At 59.5% G+C, this 20,409-nt stretch carries 22 protein-coding genes; 10 read left to right on the top strand and 12 right to left on the bottom strand.

The genetic code is table 11. From position 1 onward, the window contains the following. The first annotated feature begins 84 nt into the window (after positions 1 to 84). Entirely contained in the window at positions 85 to 807 is a 723-nt protein-coding gene (locus I6L37_RS07835; RefSeq protein ID WP_216993688.1) for a lipopolysaccharide kinase InaA family protein, read from the top strand. 46 nt (positions 808 to 853) lie between these two features. Here I6L37_RS07835 and gshA read toward each other — a convergent pair whose 3' ends face one another. From gshA to I6L37_RS07815, 4 genes are read right to left on the bottom strand one after another with little or no spacing between them, the layout of a single operon-like run. Continuing rightward, positions 854 to 2,452, bottom strand: a complete 1,599-nt coding sequence (gene gshA / locus I6L37_RS07830; protein WP_201941666.1) for a glutamate--cysteine ligase — start codon at positions 2,450 to 2,452, stop codon at positions 854 to 856. A gap of 59 nt (positions 2,453 to 2,511) precedes the next feature. After that, positions 2,512 to 5,325, bottom strand: coding sequence for a pitrilysin family protein (locus I6L37_RS07825; RefSeq protein WP_216993687.1), 2,814 nt, complete (start codon positions 5,323 to 5,325; stop codon positions 2,512 to 2,514). 25 nt (positions 5,326 to 5,350) lie between these two features. Beyond that, positions 5,351 to 5,788 carry a YqaA family protein gene (locus I6L37_RS07820; protein ID WP_216993686.1) on the bottom strand — a complete coding sequence of 146 codons (438 nt, stop codon included), beginning with the start codon at positions 5,786 to 5,788 and terminating at the stop codon, positions 5,351 to 5,353. Continuing rightward, on the bottom strand, positions 5,785 to 6,774 hold the full coding sequence (locus I6L37_RS07815; protein WP_216993685.1) for an NADP-dependent oxidoreductase: 990 nt from the start codon (positions 6,772 to 6,774) through the stop codon (positions 5,785 to 5,787). The genes I6L37_RS07820 and I6L37_RS07815 overlap by 4 nt, the downstream gene beginning before the upstream one ends. A 44-nt stretch (positions 6,775 to 6,818) precedes the next feature. Here I6L37_RS07815 and I6L37_RS07810 point away from each other — a divergent pair, with 44 nt between their 5' ends. Both I6L37_RS07810 and fos read left to right on the top strand, forming a co-directional pair. Then, positions 6,819 to 6,986 carry a hypothetical protein gene (locus tag I6L37_RS07810; protein WP_167335326.1) on the top strand — a complete coding sequence of 56 codons (168 nt, stop codon included), beginning with the start codon at positions 6,819 to 6,821 and terminating at the stop codon, positions 6,984 to 6,986. Positions 6,987 to 7,018: 32 nt separating this feature from the next. Continuing rightward, the gene (gene fos, locus I6L37_RS07805) at positions 7,019 to 7,420 is read left to right on the top strand and encodes a fosfomycin resistance glutathione transferase (RefSeq protein WP_042025825.1); all 402 of its coding nucleotides are present in this window, start codon (positions 7,019 to 7,021) and stop codon (positions 7,418 to 7,420) included. Between the two features lie 7 nt (positions 7,421 to 7,427). Here fos and I6L37_RS07800 read toward each other — a convergent pair whose 3' ends face one another. Beyond that, complete coding sequence (locus I6L37_RS07800; protein ID WP_042025826.1) at positions 7,428 to 8,432, bottom strand: hypothetical protein; 1,005 nt, start codon at positions 8,430 to 8,432, stop codon at positions 7,428 to 7,430. 257 nt (positions 8,433 to 8,689) lie between these two features. Here I6L37_RS07800 and I6L37_RS07795 point away from each other — a divergent pair, with 257 nt between their 5' ends. Then, positions 8,690 to 8,986: a hypothetical protein gene (locus I6L37_RS07795; protein ID WP_082037476.1), complete on the top strand. Its 297-nt coding sequence runs from the start codon at positions 8,690 to 8,692 to the stop codon at positions 8,984 to 8,986. A 33-nt stretch (positions 8,987 to 9,019) separates the two neighbouring features. Further along, positions 9,020 to 9,340, top strand: a complete 321-nt coding sequence (locus I6L37_RS07790) for a hypothetical protein (protein WP_082037480.1) — start codon at positions 9,020 to 9,022, stop codon at positions 9,338 to 9,340. 53 nt (positions 9,341 to 9,393) lie between these two features. On the opposite strand, the gene I6L37_RS07785 is transcribed toward I6L37_RS07790, so the two are convergent. The 4 genes from I6L37_RS07785 to rpsF all read right to left on the bottom strand — a co-directional run bounded on the left by I6L37_RS07785 (position 9,394) and on the right by rpsF (position 11,384). Then, complete coding sequence (locus I6L37_RS07785) at positions 9,394 to 10,137, bottom strand: ferredoxin--NADP reductase (protein ID WP_042025827.1); 744 nt, start codon at positions 10,135 to 10,137, stop codon at positions 9,394 to 9,396. Between the two features lie 100 nt (positions 10,138 to 10,237). Beyond that, positions 10,238 to 10,684, bottom strand: coding sequence for a 50S ribosomal protein L9 (gene rplI, locus I6L37_RS07780; protein ID WP_026456575.1), 447 nt, complete (start codon positions 10,682 to 10,684; stop codon positions 10,238 to 10,240). Positions 10,685 to 10,736: 52 nt separating this feature from the next. Continuing rightward, the gene (gene rpsR, locus I6L37_RS07775) at positions 10,737 to 10,967 is read right to left on the bottom strand and encodes a 30S ribosomal protein S18 (protein ID WP_005308890.1); all 231 of its coding nucleotides are present in this window, start codon (positions 10,965 to 10,967) and stop codon (positions 10,737 to 10,739) included. A gap of 30 nt (positions 10,968 to 10,997) precedes the next feature. Further along, positions 10,998 to 11,384: a 30S ribosomal protein S6 gene (rpsF, locus tag I6L37_RS07770; protein ID WP_026456576.1), complete on the bottom strand. Its 387-nt coding sequence runs from the start codon at positions 11,382 to 11,384 to the stop codon at positions 10,998 to 11,000. Between the two features lie 237 nt (positions 11,385 to 11,621). On the opposite strand from rpsF, the gene I6L37_RS07765 reads away from it, so the two are divergent. Then, positions 11,622 to 12,845, top strand: a complete 1,224-nt coding sequence (locus I6L37_RS07765; protein WP_042025828.1) for an Nramp family divalent metal transporter — start codon at positions 11,622 to 11,624, stop codon at positions 12,843 to 12,845. 112 nt (positions 12,846 to 12,957) lie between these two features. Further along, positions 12,958 to 13,809, top strand: coding sequence for a hypothetical protein (locus I6L37_RS07760; protein ID WP_042071108.1), 852 nt, complete (start codon positions 12,958 to 12,960; stop codon positions 13,807 to 13,809). A 99-nt stretch (positions 13,810 to 13,908) separates the two neighbouring features. Here the strand turns inward: I6L37_RS07760 and hupA are convergent, their stop codons facing one another. Then, positions 13,909 to 14,181: a nucleoid-associated protein HU-alpha gene (hupA, locus tag I6L37_RS07755; RefSeq protein WP_005340484.1), complete on the bottom strand. Its 273-nt coding sequence runs from the start codon at positions 14,179 to 14,181 to the stop codon at positions 13,909 to 13,911. A gap of 328 nt (positions 14,182 to 14,509) precedes the next feature. Between hupA and I6L37_RS07750 the strand changes: the two genes are divergently transcribed. Further along, the gene (locus tag I6L37_RS07750) at positions 14,510 to 14,992 is read left to right on the top strand and encodes an Rsd/AlgQ family anti-sigma factor (protein WP_042071106.1); all 483 of its coding nucleotides are present in this window, start codon (positions 14,510 to 14,512) and stop codon (positions 14,990 to 14,992) included. Positions 14,993 to 15,090: 98 nt separating this feature from the next. Continuing rightward, positions 15,091 to 15,471, top strand: a complete 381-nt coding sequence (locus I6L37_RS07745) for a PilZ domain-containing protein (RefSeq protein ID WP_026458689.1) — start codon at positions 15,091 to 15,093, stop codon at positions 15,469 to 15,471. Positions 15,472 to 15,536: 65 nt separating this feature from the next. Here I6L37_RS07745 and radA read toward each other — a convergent pair whose 3' ends face one another. Next, positions 15,537 to 16,904: a DNA repair protein RadA gene (radA, locus tag I6L37_RS07740; RefSeq protein ID WP_042025830.1), complete on the bottom strand. Its 1,368-nt coding sequence runs from the start codon at positions 16,902 to 16,904 to the stop codon at positions 15,537 to 15,539. A 100-nt stretch (positions 16,905 to 17,004) separates the two neighbouring features. Here radA and I6L37_RS07735 point away from each other — a divergent pair, with 100 nt between their 5' ends. Beyond that, entirely contained in the window at positions 17,005 to 19,383 is a 2,379-nt protein-coding gene (locus I6L37_RS07735; RefSeq protein WP_216993684.1) for a PilZ domain-containing protein, read from the top strand. A gap of 103 nt (positions 19,384 to 19,486) precedes the next feature. On the opposite strand, the gene I6L37_RS07730 is transcribed toward I6L37_RS07735, so the two are convergent. Further along, a complete protein-coding gene (locus I6L37_RS07730; protein ID WP_201979547.1) occupies positions 19,487 to 20,392 on the bottom strand; it encodes an alpha/beta fold hydrolase in 906 nt (301 codons plus the stop codon). Between the last annotated feature and the right edge of the window lie 17 nt (positions 20,393 to 20,409).

Below are 20,409 nucleotides of genomic sequence, written 5' to 3'. Positions count from 1 at the left end.
GTCAGCAACAGGGTCGCACACTGGTACAGATAATCATCATCCCCTCGGGGATGGTACCTATCGTCCCGATCAACGCCCAATCCCATGACGCTGACCACACTCGACTTGCACGGCAAGAAACACTATTACCTGCTGCTCCATGACCAGCTCGAACTGGATCACTGGTCACTGCAGCAGACCGAGCAGACCCGCCGTCTGGAGCGCATCGCCAGCAGCCAGTTCTGGCTCCATCCCGCCAGCAACAGCCTGTGCAAGATAGTGCCCGACAAGTACCCGCGCTGGACCCTCGGCTGGTGGTGCCGGGATCAGCTCAGCAAGCGGTTGATCGGTCATATCGACGCCCTGCGCGAGTGGCAGAGCAATCGCCGCCTGCGCAAAGCCGGGCTCCAGGTTGTCCCCTGCAAGGCCGCCGGTATCGCCCTCAATCCGCTCAACCCCCACGCCTCTTTCCTGGCCGTGCACTACCTGGCGGAGCACAGCTCCGGCGAGCACTACTTCAAACAGGCAGGCGAGAGCGATCGCCTGGCCCTGTTGCACCGGCTCGCCAAGGATATCTATCACCTGGCAAAGCACGGCTACTATCATCGGGATCTTCATCTGGGCAACCTGATGCTCTCCCCTTCCGGCAACATCGTCTGGATCGATACCCATGTGCGCCGCCTGCCCAGCAATCTGGAGCGGCTGCGCCAGACGGTGATCGCCTCCCTCGAGCCCGGCAAGCTGTTCGGGCAGTTCTACCGGGATTATCTGCTGACCCAGCTGCGCCGTCTGGCTGGCCTGTCTCAGCCAGAATCCATGAAGCCTTAACCCATAAAAAAAGCCGCTCATCGAGCGGCTTCTGGTGTGCCTGATATCAGGCGGCAGTCGTGCTGGCTCCGAAGTAGTCGGCCAGGAAGTCGTCAAACGACTGGCTGTCGCTACGCTCCCGCTCCCGCTGCTTGATCAGGGAGTCCTTCGCCTCGCCGGCGAAATAGGCCTCATCCCAATATTGCAGCTCGGCCGCCAGCAGCTGCTCCCGGTAACGGGTCGCCAGCTTGTCGCCAAAGCAGCCGTTGTCCTCGCCGCTTGCCAGCAGATCTTTGAGGATGCGGGCCGAGTAGGTCAGCTCGGGGTCGAGCAGCTTTTCGCGGTGCTCGGCCAGCGTCTTGCGGTAATGGTGACGGCCGCAGCAGCGATCCAGCAGCTCGGCCACCTGAGCCAGCTCGTCAAACAGCTTGAGACCGAACTCCTTGAGACCGATGAGGCTGCCCTGCTCGTCCTCCAGCATCAAGCCGGGGCGACGCCCCTCCAGCACCACCTTGTTCTGGTTGCGGCGATTGCGGGCGATCTCCTCCTCGCCGAGCACGGGAGACGGACGCAACAGGCACCAGACCAGGAAAAGATCGAAGAAGCGGATCTGATCGGCCTCGATCCCCAGCGGGGTGAAGGGGTTGACGTCCACGGTGCGCAGCTCGATGTACTCGATGCCGCGCTGCTCCAGCGCGTCAGACGGTTTCTCGCCGCTGCGCGGGGTGCGTTTGGGACGGATCGGGGCATACAGCTCGTTCTCCAGCTGCAACACATTGTCGTTGAGCTGGCGGTACTCGCCGTCCACCTTGACCCCAATCTTGGCAAAGTCAGGATCATGGGTGTTGATGGCACGACGCAGGCTGCTCACATAGGCAGGCAGGCTGTCATGGCTGATCTTGAGCCCGGCCTGGGCGCTGTTGGTATAGCCGAGATCGGAGAGGCGCAGTGCGGTGGCGTAGGGCAGGTAGAGGGTGCCCTTGCCGGTCTTCTGGAACGGCAGCGCGCTCTTGCGCCCCTTGAGGAAGGATTCGCAGATGGCCGGGGATGCCCCAAACAGATAGGGTACCAGCCAGCCGAAACGGTAGACGTTGCGAATAAGCCCCATGTACTTGTCGGAGATGAAGCGCTGGCTGCAACAACCGGCGCACTCCAGCTCCTGCCACTCGCACCAGAAGCTGTCCGGCATGGAGAAGTTGAAGTGGACCCCGGCGATCACCTGCATCAGGCTGCCGTAACGGTTCTTGAGCCCCTGACGGTAGAGGGTCTTCATCCGCCCGATATTGGAGCTGCCGTACTGGGCCAGCCGGATGCTCTCCTCGCCACCCACGAAGCAGGGCATGGAGAGAGGCCAAATCCGCTCGTCACCCAGGTGCTGCATCACATGGTGATGGATATCGCCGAGCTGCTCCATCAGGCTGTCGATGGAGTCGGTGGCCGGGGTGATGAACTCCAGCAGGCTCTCGGAGTAGTCGGTGGTGATATTGGGGTGGGTCAGGGCTGACCCCAGCGCTCGCGGATGATCACTCTGGGCGAGCCGGCCTTCCGGCGTGATGCGCAAACATTCACGCTCGAGCCCGCGCCGGATCCCCTTGAGGGCAGTCAGGCGTTCCGGCGCTCCCAGCGCCCCCAGCAACTCGGTGAGCGACAAGCTTGTTGTAGTCATATTCTCGGCTCATGTGAGGCCGCCCCGTCCGGGGCGGCTCTATTGATATGAAGTACCAGTTACGGCAATTGCAGCGGATAGATGGGAAGATGAAGCTCCTTCAGGGGTTTTTCAAGCTTTTGCTTGTCTCCCACCACCACAATCACCATGTCGGCCGGGTCGAGCCAGCGGGCCGCACTGGCCTTGAGCGTCTCGGGCGACACCGTCTTGATCAGCTTGCTCTGGGCCTGCACATAGTCCGGCTTGAGGTCATACATGATCATCTGCAACAGGAAACCCGCCTTCTGGCCGAGGGTCTCGTAGGAGAGGGCATCCTGCTGGGAGACGGCGCTGCGCATGTAGGCGAGTTCGACCGGTGTCGGCCCGCTCCTCCGGTAGTTGTCCATCTCCTTGAGGAACTGACGGATGGCATCCACAGTCGCATCGCTGCGCACATTGGCGCCAGTGGCGAAGGTGCCCACCTCGCGGTTGGCGGAGAAGCCGGAGCTGGCACCATAGGTGTAACCCTTGTCTTCCCGCAGGTTGAGGTTGATGCGGCTGTTGAAGTTGCCACCCAGGTTGAAGTTCATCAGGTTGGCGGTGAAGTAGTCCCCCGTGGTGTCGAACGGCAGGGCGCGGCGGCCGATGCGGATCACCGACTGGGGCGCCCCCGGCTTGTCCACCAGATAGATGCCGGGCTTGGCCTGCTCCCCCTTGAGCTTGAGGCTGCCCAGGGTCGGGGCAGTCCCCTTCCATTCAGTCAGGAAGCCGAGCTGCTCCTCGATCTGTTGGCGACCCGCATCACCGGCCACCACCACCTTGGCATTGGTCGGGTTGTAGTAGGTCTGGTAGAAGCGCTTCACGTCCGCCAGGGTCAGCTTGGCCACGTCGCCGATCACCCCGTCGGTTGGCTGGCCGAGGCGGTTCTCCTTGCCGTAGACCAGCTCGCGGAACGCCTGGCCCGCCAGCCATTCTGGCTGCTGCTCGCTCTGCTGCATCCCCTGCAGCAGCTGTACCTTGACCCGCTCAAAGTCAGCCTCGCGCATGCCGGGGCGCTCGTACACCTCGCGTACCAGCGCCATGGTCTGGGGCAACTTGTCCGCCAGCGCGCTGATGGTGATCAGGGTGTTGTACTGGGCGCTGGAGACATCGATGCTGGCGCCAAGCTTTTGCAGCTCGTCGCTGAGCTGGGCTTCGGTCAGACGTACCGACCCCTGCCCCATCATGGCGGCGGTCAGATTGGCCAGCCCGAGCTGCCCCTCCCCTTCGGCGCGGATGCCGCCCGGCAGGGCGATCATGATGGAGACGGCGGGGATCTCGTCGCTCTCGGTACCGATGATCTCGATGTTCTTCTCCAGCTTGCCGCGCCAGATGGCCGGCACCTTGACGCTCACCGCATCCGTCGCCTTGGGCTGGACGCTGCGATCGAAGCTGTCTTTCACCGGCCGCTCGGCGAGTGCCTTGTCATGCTTGCTGTAATCCGGCAGCTCGCGCTTGGCGGGGGTGAAGTTGGGGGTGGCTGCCTGCCAATCCGTCTTGCCCTTGGGCACCACGCTCAGCACCACCGCCGGTTTGTTCGCGATGAACTTGTCGTAGGCCTCCTTGACTTGCTCGGGCGTGACCTTGCCGATGGCATCCAGGGTCTTGAAGACATAGTTGGGATCCTGGGCGAAGACCTGGCCCATGGCGAGCTGGCTCACCTTGCCGGAGACGCTGTCCAGCCCCCAGATGGCGGAGGCGCGGTACTTGTTGATCGCCTTCTCCAGATCGTCGGACTTGAGGCCGCGCTCGGCAAACTCGCCGATCACCTTGTCCACCTCCCCCTTGAGGGTCTTGAGACTGCCATCCACTGCCGGGTTGGGATAGGCGTAGACGGTCAGGGTACAGGCCAGCTCTTCGCAGTAGTGGGAGGCCCCCGCATCGACTGCCTTGCCGGTTTTCACCAATGATTGGTAGAGCATGGAGCTGGCGGAACCGCCGAGCACGTCGGCGAACATGTCGAGCGCCGGCTCCTGGGGATCGCCAAGGGCAATCGTCGGGTAGCTGATGTAGAGCAGCGGCAGATGAACCTTGTCCTCGAGTGTCACATAGCGGGTCTTGGGCAGGGTCACCGGTTTGGGGGTTGGCTCCGCCACCTCGGGGCCGCGCGGGATGGGGCCAAAGTACTTCTCAATCCAGGCGAGCGCCTGCCTGGTATCAAAGTCGCCCCCCAGGGTCAGGGTGGCGTTGTTCGGACCATACCAGCGCAGGAAGAACTGCTTGAGATCGTTCACGTCGACCCGGTCGAGATCCTCCACATAGCCGATGGGCTGCCAGGAGTAGGGATGGGTGCGCGGATAGAGTGCCTCACCTACCTTCTCCCCCACCAGACCATAGGGCTGGTTGTCGACGCGCTGGGCACGCTCGTTCTTGACGGTGGCGCGCTGGATCTCGAACTTCTTCTGGCTCACCGCATCGAGCAGGAAGCCCATGCGATCCGCCTCCAGCCAGAGCACCTTCTCCAGCTGGTTAGCCGGCACTGTCTCGTAGTAGTTGGTGCGATCCCGGTTGGTGGTGCCGTTCATGTCGCCACCGGCCTCGTTGATGATCCGCATGTGCTCCTGATCACCGACGTTTTTCGAGCCCTGGAACATCATGTGTTCGAAGAAGTGGGCGAAGCCGGACTTGCCGACCGTCTCCCGCGACGAGCCCACGTGGTAGGTGACGTCGAGGTGCACCAGGGGATCGGATTTGTCGGGAGCCAGGATCACGGTCAGGCCGTTGTCGAGCTTGTACATCTGGTAGGGGATGGCGAGCTTGCCCTCCTCCTTGACCTGTTCCGACACCAGGGTTGGCGCTGCCAGCACCGGCAGAGTGAAGCCCAGCAGCATGCTTAATGGAATGAGTTTGTTCACGGTTACCTCGTGAGTGACAAAAGGGCTAGAAGATCTGCCTGGCCAGCAGAAAAATCAGGGTATAACGCAGCAACTTGCCGAGCCCGATGAGAACGAGAGAGCGCCAGAAAGAGAGACGCAGCCAGCCAGCCAACAGACAGAGTCCATCACCGACCACAGGCGTCCAGGCCAGCAGCAGGCACCAGTGGCCATGTTGTTTGAGCCAACCCAGGGCTTTTTGTTCCCCACGGCCTTGAAAATCTTCCGGTTTTTTCTTGAAGGTGGCGAGCCAGCCGAGCCACCAGGTGGTCATGGAGCCCAGGGTATTGCCGAGCGTCGCCCACCCGAGCAGGCTGGCCATGCTCCACTGCCCCTTGGCGGCCATGGCCCCCAGCAGCACTTCCGAGCCACCTGGCAGCAGAGTGGCCGAGGTGAAGGCGCTCAAAAAGAGCCACCCCAGCCCCATCTCAATCAGATCGTTCATGCAGGGTAGTCGTCGGCGGCGGGCATGCGCAGTACCAGCTTGCCGCGCACGTGTCCGCCCTCAATGGTTCTGTGGGCCAGCGCCCCCTCGGCCAGGGGGAACTCACCGGTGACAGTGATCTTCACCTCGCCCTGGCGCAGCAGCAACAGCATCTGGGCCAGCTGTTTCTGGTCGGGATGGACCAGCATGCCGAGTGCCTCGACTCCGGCCTCGGCCCCTGCATCCTTGATCTGCTGAGCCGTGATGGTCGGCACCGTCACCAGACGTCCGCCCGGCTTGACGCAGGCAAGGGCAGCCTTGCCGCTCTCGCCCCCCACCAGATCCAACACCAGATCGACCTGACCGCCCGCGGCCACTATCTTTTCGGCCCAGTCGGCATCGTGATAATCCACCTGAGTATTGGCACCCAAACCGTGCAGGAAGCTATGGTTATCGCCGCTGGCCGTGGCCACCACCTCGGCACCATAGGCGGCGGCAAACTGTACCGCCAGGTGGCCTACGCCGCCCGCACCGGCCAGGATCAGCACTCGCTGCCCCGCCTTGAGGCCGCCATGCTCGAACAATCCCTGCCAGGCGGTGAGCCCAGCCAGCGGCAGCGCCGCCCCCTGTTTGAGGCTGACGCCAGCGAGCCTGACCAGCTCCCCTTCACCGGCCACTACGGATTCTGCATAGGCCCCCGCCTGCAGCGGAAAGCCCACCATGCCGCACACTTGATCCCCTTCGACCAGCGAACTGACACCAGGGCCGACCTTCTCGACCACGCCGGCAACGTCATAGCCCGGCGTCCAGGGCAGCTTGTCCTTGTTCTGGGCCGCCGCCCAGCCAAGTCCGGCTCGAGTCTTGGCATCGATGGGGTTGACCCCCGCAAAGCAGATGCGCACCCGCACTTCCCCTTCTGCCAGCACCTTGTCGAGAGAAGGGTTGAGCCTGAGTACCGAGGGGTCACCGAATGCGGTAATCTGTAGTTGCGTCATTGCACAATCCATCCTGTTGATTGATCAAGGGTCAACAGAATAACAGCGAGGACACCATGGCTCGAATGTTTCTTATTCCCCTGTTGCTGGCGCTTGGCTGGTGGGCGTTTCTGCTCTACTTTCGTATCCCGCTCAAGCAGGGGGCCAAGGGGTTTTACTGGATCATCGGTCTGGGTGGCGGGCTGGCAGCATTTCTTGCCCTGATGATGGTGCTGACGCACTAGGGGCAAGAACGAACAAGGGAGCTGGAGGAATAATGCTGACTGGTCTGAACCATCTGACCCTGACAACAGGAGATCTCGACAAGAGCCTTGCCTTCTATGTCGAAATCCTGGGTTTCAAACCGCGTGTCCGCTGGACAAGAGGTGCCTATTTAACACTGGGCGAACTGTGGCTTTGCCTTTCCTGCGACCACCCGCACCCGGCAAGGGACTACACCCATGTTGCCTTCAGCATCGCCTCTGAACACTTTTCGGCGTTTTGTGCCCGCCTACGCCAGACGGGCATAGATGAATGGAAAACCAATCGCAGCGAAGGTGAATCCTTCTACTTGAAAGACCCTGACGGCCATCAACTTGAAATCCACGTTGGCAACCTTGAGAGCCGACTTTCCTCTCTCAGGGAGAGCCCCTATGAGGGATTGGTCTGGTACGACTGAACAGGATTCAGCTGTTTTCAGTACGCAGATGATAGTGGCGATTGCTCCCCTGCCCCAGCACCCCTTGTGACAAGAGATGATGGAATACCCTGTCCACCTCCTCCAGCGACAATGACAGCGCCTGGGCCACCGAGCGCTTGCTGCACTTGAGCTCGCCGCTCTCCAGGGCACCACGTACCCGCTCCACTACGGCCGGAGCCGGCTCGGGCTGAGCCACCACCTCGGGCTGGACAGGCGCCGGCACTTGCACAGCCTGCTGGGCCTCCCGGCGCTCCTGATCCTGCTGGCGCTGCCACTGGCGGCGGAAGCGGTTTTCCTCGCCAATCAGACTGACAAAGAAAGCGCCAAATACATCCAGCAGGATGGAGAGGAAGCAGACTAGCAGGAACTGCACCTGGCTGATGCTCATCCCCATACCATCTGCCAGGCTGCTCATCAGGCCCAGCATGGAGGACTGCTCATTGACTGGCTTGGCATCGCGCTGCTGGCGCAATTCGTCCTGTTGCAGGCGCAGGCGAGTATTGTCACGCTGCAGGGCGGTCACGCCGCTGGAGATGCGTGCCAGCTCGATATATTTGCGGGCCGCCTCCTCGTTGAGCTTGATCTGCCGCTCTATGCTGGCGATCTGCTCGTCAAAACGGGCGATAACCCGTTCATGGTGAGCCTGCTGGTTGAGGATGGTGTTGGTGGCACTGTTGATGCCGCCGATACTGCCACCGATGGAGATGGCCGCCAATACGCTGTAGAACAGCAGCGACCAGAGGGCACCGCCGAGATCCCGGCGCGCCTTGCGCTCACCATACTCATACCAGACATAGAACTTGCCCAGTTCGAAGATGATCGCCAGGCCGCCAAACAGCCACTTCATCAGCGGGTTGTCATCAATGGAGAGAAACAGCAGCAGGGAGAAGACGATGGAAGCCAGAATGGCCAGCCCGGTAAAACTGTATACCGTGGTCAGTGCGAACCATCCCTTGGGGTAGCGTTGGGCGGAAGAAGGCTGTGTTGTCATGATGAAGAGGTGGTGCTGTGGAGAAAAGGTGGCTGCCGATTATAGTCAGCGGACTCGCCGAGAGAAGGGCAATCATGCGAATTGCACGAGATCAGTGATCAGCTGCCCAGAGTGCGACCAAAACGGACAAATCGACAGCAAAAAGTCGGTACACTTTCTTACCACACTGAATAGTATGATGAGATTGGGTGCGGTTCCGCCCGGGTTCAGCCCGGCTGGAATAGACTGACCCGCAATGACAATTAACCGAGGCCATCATGAACAGAACGACTACCTTGTTACTGTCCCTTTTTCTCGTTACCGGTGCAGCACAGGCCGTATCACAGTACGAGGACGGGGGTGGTTCAGCGTTCTCCGTCGATGAGCTAACCTTCAATCTGGACTGGGATGACCAGCAGTTTGGCTGGTCACAAGCCGATTGCCTCGATCTGGGGGTGGGCGATACAGCCCCTTCCGAATGCCGGAGAGTCAGAATCGATCTCGATGATGAAGAGCACCGCAATCATCCACCCAGCACCAACCAGATGCCAACCACCTCGGGCAACGGCCAGTAACAACGGAGAATTCTCGTTATGACTCATAAAACCATGTTCAACAAAGGTGCCCTGCTGCTCTCCCTGCTGCTGGCTAATGGGGTCGCCTTTGCCGCCCCTCCCCACTCCAAGGACGGCGATGGCATCCGGATTTCCACCGACAATGTGAAGCTGAACGTCGACTGGGATGACAAGGAGTACGACTGGTGGCAGAACAACTGCCTGGATCTCGGCATCGGCGACAGCCGCATCAAGCTCAACTGCGACAAGATGGATGGCAAGTACCGGGATCACTACAACCGCAGCATTCACAGCGGCAACAACCCGGGTCAGGGGCACGACAAGTTCAAAGACAAAGGCAACAAGAAGCACTGACCTGTGTATCGCATCTATGAAACAGGGGCCCAAGGCCCCTGTTTTCATGTTGCCTACCAGTAGTTTTCCGCACTGATGTTGCCTGGCGCGCGCCGCAGGTTCTTGGCAAGCCCCAATCCCAGCAGGGTCTGTTGGGTCTCCTTCACCATCGCGGGATTCCCGCAGATCAGCACCTGACTGAACTCGGGTGAAAAATCGAGACCAACCCGTGCTTGCAGCTGACCATCACTAATGGCGGTAGGGATCCGCCCGGCCATCGCCCCCGACCACTCTTCCCGGCTGACGAAAGGCACATAACGAAAACGCGCCCCGTAACGCTCGCCAAAACTGGCGATAAGCGGCTGATAGCTCAGCTCTTCCCCTTTCCTCACCCCGTGCACCAACACCAGACTCTCGAAACGGGAGAATGCTTCCCCATCCGCCAGCATGGAGAGAAAGGGTCCGATGGCGGTCCCGGTGGAGAGCAACCAGAGATCGCGGCCAGCAGGCACTTCATCCAGAGTCAGGAAACCGGTGGCCTGAGACTGCACTAGCAAATTATCGCCTACCTGCAAGGAGCCCAGAGAGGGGGTCAACTCTCCGCTCGGGATCTCGACAAAATAGAATTCATGATAAGGCGAGGAAGGGGGATTGACGAAGGAGTAGGCTCGCTGGATGCGCCTCTCGCCCTGCTCGAGGGCCAGCTTGGTGAATTGCCCTGCCTCGTAGGGGGCAAGCTCTGCCGCCACGCGCAGGGAAAACAGGGTGGGTGTCCATTCGATGCGTTCAATGACGCGCCCTTCAACCCAGGCTGCCATAAGGATCTCCTCCAGAGGAACAGATCTTCACTCTACCCCCGGGCCCCAAAATAAAAAACCCGCGCATTTGCGCGGGTTTTTCTGCAACAGCGAATCGCTATTACAGGGCAACAACCTGAAGCTGTACGGTTGCTTTAACGTCAGCGTGCAGCTGAACGGCAACTTCGTACTCGCCAGTGTTGCGCAGAACGTTGCCCATGCGGACTTCGCTCTTGGCAACGGCTACGCCGGCAGCAGTGATGGCTTCAGCCACGTCACGGGTACCGATGGAACCGAACAGTTTACCTTCGTCACCAGCTTTGGAAGCGATAACAACGGCAGCCAGTTCACCCAGCTTGGCAGCGCGCTCTTCGGCAGCAGCTTTGTTGGCAGCCAGTTTGGCTTCCAGCTCAGCGCGACGAGCACCGAAGGCTTCGATGTTGGCCTTGGTGGCCATAACAGCTTTGCCTTGCGGGATCAGATAGTTACGGGCATAACCAGCTTTCACGGAAACTTGGTCACCCAGACCGCCCAGTTTGGCGATTTTGTCGAGCAGGATAACTTGCATTACCTTTCCTCTATAAATTTCGTTGAGTTAGGCTTAAGCGCCGGACCGATTCTTACTTGTTGTGCAGATCGGTGTACGGCAGCAGAGCCAGGTAACGAGCACGCTTGATGGCGCGTGCCAGCTGACGCTGATACTTGGCGCGGGTACCGGTGATACGGCTCGGTACGATCTTGCCAGATTCAGTGATGTAGTTTTTCAGAGTAACGATATCTTTGTAGTCGATCTCGGTAACGTTCTCGGCGGTGAAGCGGCAGAACTTACGACGACGGAAATAACGTGCCATGGCCTTTATCCTCTAGTCAGTGATCCAGAATTACTCTTCGGAAGCAGCTTCAGTAGCTTCTTCGCGGCGCTCGTCGTCACGACGGGAGAAGCGCTCTTCTTTGGCCTTGGCCATCGGAGAAACTTCGGTCACGGCGTGCTTGGTGCGCATGATCATGTTGCGGATAACGGCATCGTTGAAGCGGAAGCTGGTTTCCAGCTCATCGATAACGGCTTGCTCTGCTTCTACGTTCATCAGAACGTAGTGGGCTTTGTGCAGTTTGTCGATCGGGTAAGCCAGCTGACGACGGCCCCAATCTTCCAGGCGATGAATGGTACCACCGGAGGTGGTGATGGCGCCGGTGTAACGCTCGATCATGCCGGGTACTTGCTCGCTCTGGTCCGGATGAACCATGAAGACGATTTCGTAATGACGCATTTTAGCTCCTTACGGATTAATTCAGCCTCCGCCCAGGTGCAGCCAGACCTCGGAGGCAAGGAACATAAAGGTGTTTAGTCGCTGCTTTTCTAGGGCGGCATATTGTACGAAATCGCGCCCGTCACTGCAACTCACCGCCTCAAATGTTTTTCCCTATTGGTATGATACAAAACATCAATTGATAATGGTTATCATTTAGATCTATTCTTTCTCCATATCCTTATGGAGGGTGATGCCATGCAACCCGCACTGACCACGGCCATTCCGGCCAGCAAATTCAAGCTGACCCTGCTCGGGCCGGCCTTTATCGCCGCCATCGGCTACATAGATCCCGGCAACTTCGCCACCAATATCCAGGCGGGATCCACCTTCGGCTATCAACTGCTGTGGGTGGTAGTGTGGGCCAATCTGATGGCCATGGTGGTGCAGACCCTGTCGGCCAAGCTCGGCATCGTCACCGGCAAGAATCTGGCGGAACACATTCGCGACAAGCTGCCCAAGCCGGCAGTCTGGGCTTACTGGGTGCAGGCTGAGATTATCGCCATGGCCACCGATCTGGCCGAATTCATCGGCGCAGCGGTCGGCTTCAAGCTGCTGCTCGGGGTCACCCTGCTGGAAGGCGCCTGCATCACAGCCGTGCTCACCTGGGGCATCCTGATGCTGCAATCTCGCGGCCAGAAGCCGCTGGAATTCGTGGTCGGCGGTCTGCTGCTGTTCGTGGCGGCCGCTTACATCGTCGAGCTGGTGTTCTCCCGTCCCCATCTGCCGAGCCTGCTGGAAGGCGCTCTCTTCCCCGGGCTACCCAACGGTGACGCCGTCTATCTGGCAGCCGGCGTACTGGGGGCGACCGTCATGCCCCACGTCATCTATTTGCACTCGGCGTTGACCCAGCACACCCAGGATCGGGGCTCGGTCACCCAGCGGCTGCACACCACCCGGGTCGATGTGGCCATTGCCATGACCATCGCCGGCTTCGTCAATCTGGCGATGATGGCGATGGCGGCCGCCGCATTCCACAGCTCTGGCCACCAACAGGTCGCGGAGCTTGAATCCGCTTACCAGACCCTGACGCCACTATTGGGACAAGCTGCTGCGACCCTGTTTGGTCTGTCACTGGTGGCGTCCGGCATCTCCTCCACCGTGGTCGGAACCCTGGCAGGCCAGGTGGTGATGCAGGGCTTCGTACGCTTTACCATCCCGCTCTGGCTGCGACGCGCCATCACCATGGCCCCCGCCTTCGTGGTGATCGCCATGGGGCTCAACACCACCGAGATCCTGGTACTGAGCCAGGTGATCCTGAGCTTCGGTATCGCACTGGCCCTGATCCCGCTGTTGATGCTGACCGGCGATCGGGCACTGATGGGCGAGCATCGCAACCACCCCGTCACCCAGGCGCTCGGGCGCCTCATTGTGGCTCTGGTGATAGGGCTCAATGCCTATCTGCTGGTCGCCATGATCTAGCGCTCACCATGGAAACACACAGGGGCTCATTAACTGCGGTTAATGAGCCCCTGCTCGCTTTGGCGTATGCTGCCACCTTCCCCCCTATTCATTTCACAACGGGAGCCTTTCCATGGAACATACCCGAACCAGCTTCATGCTGGACCATCTCTGTGAGCAGGCCAAAGTACTCTATTGCCAAAATGGCGAGACCAGCCTGTTGGTCACCGATCTCACTCCATTTCACCCCCAGAGCCATCTCTGGCCCGATCAACCGGGTGATGTGGGCACAGCCCATTGGGAGGGCGGCGAAGCTGCTGTAGGCCCGTGTCGCATGGGCGCCATCAGCCCGGAGGGTAAGTTGTTCGTGGATCAGGACATCCCGGTCAAACGGGGCACCGAGGGGTGGGCCTTCGTGGTAGTGCATCCGCTGGCGGGTTGCCACACCCTGGCTGCTGGTACCCTGGTCGAACTGCGGGTGGATGGCGATGCCCGCTATGCCCTGAGTCTGGGCCACAGCGGCTGTCATCTGGCGGCACTGGCCCTCAACCGGGCACTTATCCCGTACTGGCGAAAAGAGGTGAGTGAGCGGGACGCTCTGGATCAGCCCGATTTCGACCGCCTCGCCATGCAGGCGTCACGGGTCGAGCCCATGGGCTGCCACGATCAATATCGCATCGGCAAGAGCCTGCGCAAGAAGGGAGTCAACGGCGAGACTTTGTTGACTGACCTCGCCCATATTGAAGCCAGTATCAACCAGCAACTGGGCAAGTGGTTGGCCGTTGGTGGCAGAATCCGCCGCAGCCGGGCTGGTGAGGCGATCATCGATTCGCGCTACTGGCACTGCACACTGGATAGGCAAGAGGTCACCATCCCTTGCGGGGGAACCCATGTCGCCGCTCTGGCCGAACTCGGGGAGGTTACCGTGCAGCTGGCACCTTCAGACGAGGGGTTCACCATGATCAGCCGGGTCTGTCCCCCATAAAGTGAGCCGATCCGGCTAGAAGACGCTATTTCACGGGCCAGATAAAAACAATGCCAGTCAGCTTGCTGACTGGCATTGGACAGAATTGGACTTTCGGACTTACTTGACAGCGTCTTTCAGAGCCTTGCCAGCCACAAATGAAGGCACGTTGGCAGCAGCAATCTGGATCTCTTTACCAGTTTGCGGGTTGCGACCGGTACGGCCAGCACGGTGGGTGACCTTGAAGGTGCCAAAACCAACCAGTTGCACAGCGTCACCTTCTTTCAGGCTCTGGGTAATACCATTGATGATCTCTTCCAGAGCCACTTTGGCCTGAGCCTTGCTCAGATCTGCTTTGGCGGCAATTGCATCGACAAGTTGAGCTTTGTTCATAACATTTCCTTTATGATCGGGCATTTAGCGCTGGGTCACTCTATGCAAAAAAAAACGCCCAGGCAAAGGCTTTATCGACCAGGAGACGTTAAACGCTGGGGTTTTCATCAAGATCTGCGGAAATAGTCACATTACACATGCCAAAAAGCGCGGACAGGCCCGAAACCTGCTAGCCCTGCCAACACGGGTCGTCTGATTCTTCACCAATGCACAATATCCGGGCAAGCCTATTGACGGTCGGACATATTTTCCATAGTTATAGGTGAGGTCACGGCTCAAACGGCTTGGGAGTCCCATCAATCGCCCGGCCTTGTCCCATGGAGGGATTATGTTGACGAAACTGGAACAGACCAAACAGGCGCTGGCAGGCAAACATAAGGCAATCGACGACTGGCTGGATGAAAGGCAAGCCTTGCTGGTCGAATACATGAGGCTGGCCGGCCTCACCCCGGCGCGCGCCAAGCAACGCAGCCTGCCCAAACCAGAAGAACTGCAGCACTTCTGTGACAAGTTGGTCGATTACGTCAGTGCAGGTCATTTCGAGATTTATCACCACGTTGTCACCGCCTTCGAACAGGCCAGCGGAGAGACCCTGGAGCTGGCCAAGCGCATCTACCCCCACATCCGCACCAGCACCGAGTTCGCTCTCGAGTTCAACGACAAGTACAGTGAAGCCGACGAAGCGCAGTTGCTGCTGCTGGATGAAGACCTCAATCAGTTGGGCCCGGTGCTTGAGGAGCGCTTCAAGCAGGAGGATCGCCTGGTCAAGGCGCTGCATATAGTGGAATCTTTGAGTGCCCAGCAGGCCTGAGCCCATTTTTGGAGCAAGTTCAAGATACTGGCGGTCAAGGTCGATTACACTCAGAACAGTGACCCAGCGTCTACAGCAATTGCATACAGGAGATGAGCATGTCTGAGCGCCGCCGTTTTGCACGGATCCTCTATTTGACCACGGCTGAACTAACTCAAGGGGAAGAGAAGTGGCAGACTCAGCTGGTCGACGTCTCCTTGCAGGGTGCTCTGCTGATAAGGCCCGATGACTGGGAAGAGCATGACAACAAGGAATACCAGATAAGTTTTGTTCTGAGTGGCAGCGACATCGAGATAAAGATGCAGGTCGAATTGACCCATACTGCCAGCAAGAAGCTGGGTTTCTACTGCCATCACATCGATATCGACAGCGCCACCCACCTCAAACGGATGATTGAACTCAACGTGGGTGATGAAGAACTGCTCCACCGGGAACTGGAGCAACTGCTAAGCGAGCACCTTGAGCACAACCAGCCTTGATGACAGGCCGTTCCGACAATAAAAAAGAGCGCCAAAGCGCTCTTTTTTATTGTGATTCAATATGGTTACAAGGCTTCCAGCGCATCGGCCAGCTTCTTCACCGGCACCACTTCCATCCCCTCGATGGGATGTTTGGGGGCATTGGCGTGGGGCACGATGGCGCGGCGAAAGCCATGTTTGGCTGCCTCCTGCAATCGCTCCTGGCCGGACGGTACCGGACGGATTTCGCCGGATAGCCCCACCTCCCCGAAAACCACCAGATCCTTGGGCAGCGCCTGATCGCGGAAACTGGAAACCATGGCCAGCAGCAGGGCCAGATCCGCACTGGTCTCTTCGACCTTGACGCCCCCCACTACGTTGATGAACACATCCTGATCCGCCATCTGCAAGCCACCGTGGCGATGCAGCACCGCCAGCAGCAGTGCGAGACGGTTGTGATCCATCCCCACCGCCACCCGGCGCGGGTTGGAGAGCTGGGAATAATCCACCAGCGCTTGCAGTTCCACCAGCAGGGGACGGGTGCCCTCCCAGATCACCATGACGATGGAACCTGGGGCCTGTTCTTCACCGCGGCTAAGGAAAATGGCGGAAGGGTTGCTGACTTCCCGCATCCCCTGTCCGGTCATGGCAAACACGCCGAGCTCATTGACCGCCCCGAAGCGATTCTTGTGGGAACGCAGGGTGCGAAAACGGGAGTCGTGCCCCCCGTCCAGCAGCACGGAACAATCGATACAATGTTCCAGCACCTTGGGGCCCGCCAGGGTGCCATCCTTGGTGACATGGCCCACCATGAAGATGGCCACGTGGTTTTGCTTGGCATAGCGGGTCAACAGGGCGGCTGCTTCCCGCACTTGGGAGACAGAACCCGGCGCCGACTGGACATCTGCCACATGCATCACCTGGATGGAGTCGATGACCATGATCTGGGGCTGTTCCTGCTGGGCGATCAGGCAAATTTGCTCGACGCTGGTTTCCGAGAGCATGCGCAGCTTGTCGGTGGGAAGCCCCAGGCGGTTGGCACGCATGGCCACTTGCTGCAGAGACTCCTCCCCGGTGACATACAGGGTCTTCATGCGCTCCGCCAGGCCGCACATGGTTTGCAGCAGCAGGGTGGACTTGCCCGCCCCCGGATTGCCGCCTATCAAAATGGCCGATCCCGGCACCACACCGCCACCGAGCACGCGGTCCAGCTCCTTGAAACCTGAGGTAAAACGGGGGATTTCAGTGGTGGCTATCTCTGCCAATGTCTGAACCTGGCTGCCGATGGCACCGGCATAGCCGGTGTAACGGGCGCTCTTGCCAGCGGGAGTCATCGAGCCGAGGCGCACCTCGGTGATGGTATTCCACTCCTTGCACTCGCTGCATTGGCCTTGCCAGCGTGTGAAGTCGGCACCACATTCGGAACATACATAAGCAGTTTTATTTTTAGCCATTGATAACTCGGGGACAGGATGAATTCCTGCTTGATATACTTGTTTGCGACCCACAGATCAAACCCAGAATCGGAAAAATGGATTTCCGTGGCAGGAACACATGGATTCAGCGCATCAGCAACATCTGATTGAACAACTCATCCCCTTGCTGCGGGAGAAGGATTTCGAAGAGATCTTCAACCGCCTGACCCAGGAGGAAAACAGCAACAGCCGTTTTCTGATCAAAATGGAGCTCAAACGCAAATGCTCCCCCTGCCGCAGGATCATCGACATGCGCGACGAGCTGGAGGACGAGTGCCAAGTGCACGAGTTTGAGGGGATCACCCACTTCATGCCCGCCGAGGCGGCAGGCTTGTTCCAGTCCCAGTGCTATCTCTATCGCGACATCTATACCCTGGGTGTCTATGAAGCCATGCAGCAGTGGCTGCGGCAACACCATGCCCGCTCAGACAGCCAGCTCACCCCTCCCGCAAGCCCTTTCCGGCAATACGATGTCAACACCATCTCCTTTGCCAGTTATTACGGCCGTCGTCAGGAGCGGATGCACTTCAGCTCTCCCCTGCTGATCAAGTTTCAGGATGGTGAAAAGCTGTTTGCCAAGAGCTCGGATCTGTCGCTGGGGGGAATGCGCGTCTCCGTCCCCTACCTGCCCAACTACCTGACCGGAGCCCAGGTGGAGGTCTTCTTCACCGGACTGGAACGGGACAACCCCAACCCCGTCCTGCACCAGCCCGTCAGCTACCAGATCCTCGGCGAGGAGAGCAAGGAGGGGAAGTACTGGCTGCGTCTGGTGCGCACCGGTGAACACTCCGCCTTCAATACCTTCCTTGAGGAGTTCATCGAAGCCAACAAGGCACGGTACCGGGTCAGTGTCGACTATCTGCTCTCCGCCGCCATCATCAAGGGGTATGAGCAGTTCTACCTGCCACGCATGACCGGCATGCCGCTGTTTTTCGGCAAGGGAGACAGCCCGTCTCTGGAAATCGCTCTGCGTACCGAGAACAACCAGCACCTGCTGGAGTACTGGCGAGACGAGAAAAACCGCGACACCCTGGCGAGTCTGTTCTACGCCGAACGGATGAAGCAGCTCTGTCCCCCCTCGGGCTCCACCAGCGAAACCCTGATCTACGCCTTCACCCATACGGTACGCAGCCATATCTACTTCTTCTCGGCGAGCGCCGAGGAGCTGCAGCAAAGCGGCCTGAAATCCCTGTTCTTCCAGGTGGGCTCACGGCGGCCCAGTTGGCGGGTCTACAAGTTTACCCTGGAGGCATGCGATCTGGTCGAGGCGGATATCGGTCAGCTGCAGGGGCAGGACAACCCGCAACTACAGGACATACTGCTGACCGAGCGGCTCAAACAGATTGGCTATGTCGGCCTGCTGCAGGACATTACCCAGGAGTCCCAGCGCGACGAGTTCCGCCCGCAGGAGACACTCAACGAGAATGCCAACGAGCTGCACTGCTATGCTCACGACCAGAAAGCGGCCCCGTTCGAAATCGAAACCCTGCACTATGTCCAGCTTCGCAAAGAGCTGCGCTACATCCACAAGACGGCGGTTGCCATCCATCACAAGGGCAAATCCTGGCTGGGCTGGACCCGGGACATCTCAACCCACGGCCTGCAGATTGAGCTGGAAGAGGCCTTCGACGGCGAAAAGAATGATGTGGTGACCATAGCGCTGCCCCGTCTGCAGGAGCTATCCAAGAGCATGGATCTGCAGCGTCTCTCCTACCGTCTGGTCAGCCTCAACACGACCCGCACCGTGCTGCATCTGTGTATTGAGGGGGATTCGGATCGCCACACCGGCCGCCAGTTCTTCAGCCTGCTGATAGAGAGCAACCAGAACAAGCTCAAGGCAGCGCAAGAGCAGCGGCGTTACCGGGGGCTGGCACGGGCGCTTCGCAACATCTATACCCATCACCTGTTCAACTCGCCGGTCTATATCAACAAGCTGAAAGGCGCCCCCAAACCGGCATCAATCGGCAAATCGCTGCAACCGCGCAGCCTTCACCAGCTGCTTGAGGCCTGTGCCGAATTGCCGGACCAGGACAACCTCTATCCTCTGTTTCAGGGGGGGCTGCTCAAGGAGTTGCTGATGAACCCGCTGCGGGCCATAGAGCGGGAAGACAAACCGAAGGAAGATGAGGTCTACATCGCCTGCGAGCAGACCAATACCGGCCTCCCGGTGTTTGACAGCCGGCTGGCCAGCAGTTTTACCAACGCGCAGGAGAAGCGCGCCTTCATCGAGCTGGCGTTAAAGAGAGGGGAGTTCTATTCGGTACTGGTCGGTATCTCCCGTACCGGACGCCCCGATACCAACTTCATCGCCAACGAGCTGGACTACATCGCCAAGTTCGCCATCCACAAGGCACGCAAGCTGGAAGAGGAGTTGTGGAGCGTGGTCGGCGTTGGCGAGCTGACCGATACCACCCGGGCCACGCTGTTCCGCCTTGGCATTGCGCCCCCCAGCCACTGAACGCTCATACAGGCGAGCCAGTTAACTCCGGACATCGCTCAGGCAAATCGGCAAGCAACCAATGGCGGGCACAGGCCCGCCATTGTTTCATTCCCGGCCTTCATCAAGCAGCCTGCGGGTCCTGCAACCACGCCAGGATCTGGGGGAAGTGATCCTCCTGAGCCTGTGGCGCCGTCAGCATGTTGATATGGTCATAGTCGAGGCGATTGCCATTGTCCCGCCCCAGCCGGGTGTGGCGCGCCGCCAACCCCATCTCGTCACTGAAGCGGCGCACATCGGTGGGATGTCCCAGCACCTTGTCGGCCTTGGCCGAAATCATCCAGAGCGGTGGCCAGTTCACCCGGGCCGCCGCCTCGTCATAGGCAAAGCCATCGTGGGGATCCAGCCAGGGGCCGCATTTGACCCAGGGAATGGTCTCCTGCAGGTAGCGCAGCGGCTCGTCATCGGCACCTATCTTCAGATTGCGCGCCGCCAGAAAACCGCGGCGCCTGGCCAGCCAGGGGGCCAGCCGGTTCCAGATCAGATCCACTTTCAGCCAGCGTTCCGGGTTTTGTACCGAGACGCCCCGCTTGGTACCGAAAAACAGCAGACTGGCCACCTGCCGGGCCAATTCGGGAAAACGGACCAAAGTCGAGGCCATGATGACGCCGCCCCAGGAGTGAGCGACCCAGTGCACCTTGAAGCCTGAATGGCGCTCGGCCACCCAGCGGTGCAACGCGGGCAGATCCTCGGTGATCAGTTCATGCTGGCCATGGCCGGCCTGCTCGGCGATGGCTGGCGTACTCAGGCCACGGCCCCGCAGATCGGCCACATAGACCTGATAGCCGTGACGGGCCAGGAAACACGCCAGTCCCTTGCCCGATTCGGTATAGAAGATCCGGCCATTCTCGATGGCACCGTGCACCATCAGGATCGGCTCGCCATGCACGGCGATGCCTGGCTGGATATGGCGAACATGCAGTTGATGTTCGCCACAGGGAATAAACAGAGATTGTTGCATCAGCTCCATGTGACTGTTACGTCCTC

Source organism: Aeromonas sp. FDAARGOS 1407 (assembly GCF_019048725.1).
Taxonomy (GTDB): domain Bacteria; phylum Pseudomonadota; class Gammaproteobacteria; order Enterobacterales; family Aeromonadaceae; genus Aeromonas; species Aeromonas enteropelogenes.
Note: the sequence above shows the minus strand (reverse complement) of the source record. Positions and strands in the feature narration are given on the sequence as shown.

What these genes read in the sequence shown, in the direction of transcription:
- I6L37_RS07835 (WP_216993688.1), top strand. Translation starts at nt 85, where the DNA reads ATGACGCTGACCACACTCGACTTGCACGGCAAGAAACACTATTACCTG.
- gshA (WP_201941666.1), bottom strand. Translation starts at nt 2,452, where the DNA reads ATGACTACAACAAGCTTGTCGCTCACCGAGTTGCTGGGGGCGCTGGGA.
- I6L37_RS07820 (WP_216993686.1), bottom strand. Translation starts at nt 5,788, where the DNA reads ATGAACGATCTGATTGAGATGGGGCTGGGGTGGCTCTTTTTGAGCGCC.
- I6L37_RS07815 (WP_216993685.1), bottom strand. Translation starts at nt 6,774, where the DNA reads ATGGATTGTGCAATGACGCAACTACAGATTACCGCATTCGGTGACCCC.
- I6L37_RS07810 (WP_167335326.1), top strand. Translation starts at nt 6,819, where the DNA reads ATGGCTCGAATGTTTCTTATTCCCCTGTTGCTGGCGCTTGGCTGGTGG.
- fos (WP_042025825.1), top strand. Translation starts at nt 7,019, where the DNA reads ATGCTGACTGGTCTGAACCATCTGACCCTGACAACAGGAGATCTCGAC.
- I6L37_RS07800 (WP_042025826.1), bottom strand. Translation starts at nt 8,432, where the DNA reads ATGACAACACAGCCTTCTTCCGCCCAACGCTACCCCAAGGGATGGTTC.
- I6L37_RS07795 (WP_082037476.1), top strand. Translation starts at nt 8,690, where the DNA reads ATGAACAGAACGACTACCTTGTTACTGTCCCTTTTTCTCGTTACCGGT.
- I6L37_RS07790 (WP_082037480.1), top strand. Translation starts at nt 9,020, where the DNA reads ATGTTCAACAAAGGTGCCCTGCTGCTCTCCCTGCTGCTGGCTAATGGG.
- I6L37_RS07785 (WP_042025827.1), bottom strand. Translation starts at nt 10,137, where the DNA reads ATGGCAGCCTGGGTTGAAGGGCGCGTCATTGAACGCATCGAATGGACA.
- rplI (WP_026456575.1), bottom strand. Translation starts at nt 10,684, where the DNA reads ATGCAAGTTATCCTGCTCGACAAAATCGCCAAACTGGGCGGTCTGGGT.
- rpsR (WP_005308890.1), bottom strand. Translation starts at nt 10,967, where the DNA reads ATGGCACGTTATTTCCGTCGTCGTAAGTTCTGCCGCTTCACCGCCGAG.
- rpsF (WP_026456576.1), bottom strand. Translation starts at nt 11,384, where the DNA reads ATGCGTCATTACGAAATCGTCTTCATGGTTCATCCGGACCAGAGCGAG.
- I6L37_RS07765 (WP_042025828.1), top strand. Translation starts at nt 11,622, where the DNA reads ATGCAACCCGCACTGACCACGGCCATTCCGGCCAGCAAATTCAAGCTG.
- I6L37_RS07760 (WP_042071108.1), top strand. Translation starts at nt 12,958, where the DNA reads ATGGAACATACCCGAACCAGCTTCATGCTGGACCATCTCTGTGAGCAG.
- hupA (WP_005340484.1), bottom strand. Translation starts at nt 14,181, where the DNA reads ATGAACAAAGCTCAACTTGTCGATGCAATTGCCGCCAAAGCAGATCTG.
- I6L37_RS07750 (WP_042071106.1), top strand. Translation starts at nt 14,510, where the DNA reads ATGTTGACGAAACTGGAACAGACCAAACAGGCGCTGGCAGGCAAACAT.
- I6L37_RS07745 (WP_026458689.1), top strand. Translation starts at nt 15,091, where the DNA reads ATGTCTGAGCGCCGCCGTTTTGCACGGATCCTCTATTTGACCACGGCT.
- radA (WP_042025830.1), bottom strand. Translation starts at nt 16,904, where the DNA reads ATGGCTAAAAATAAAACTGCTTATGTATGTTCCGAATGTGGTGCCGAC.
- I6L37_RS07735 (WP_216993684.1), top strand. Translation starts at nt 17,005, where the DNA reads ATGGATTCAGCGCATCAGCAACATCTGATTGAACAACTCATCCCCTTG.
- I6L37_RS07730 (WP_201979547.1), bottom strand. Translation starts at nt 20,392, where the DNA reads ATGGAGCTGATGCAACAATCTCTGTTTATTCCCTGTGGCGAACATCAA.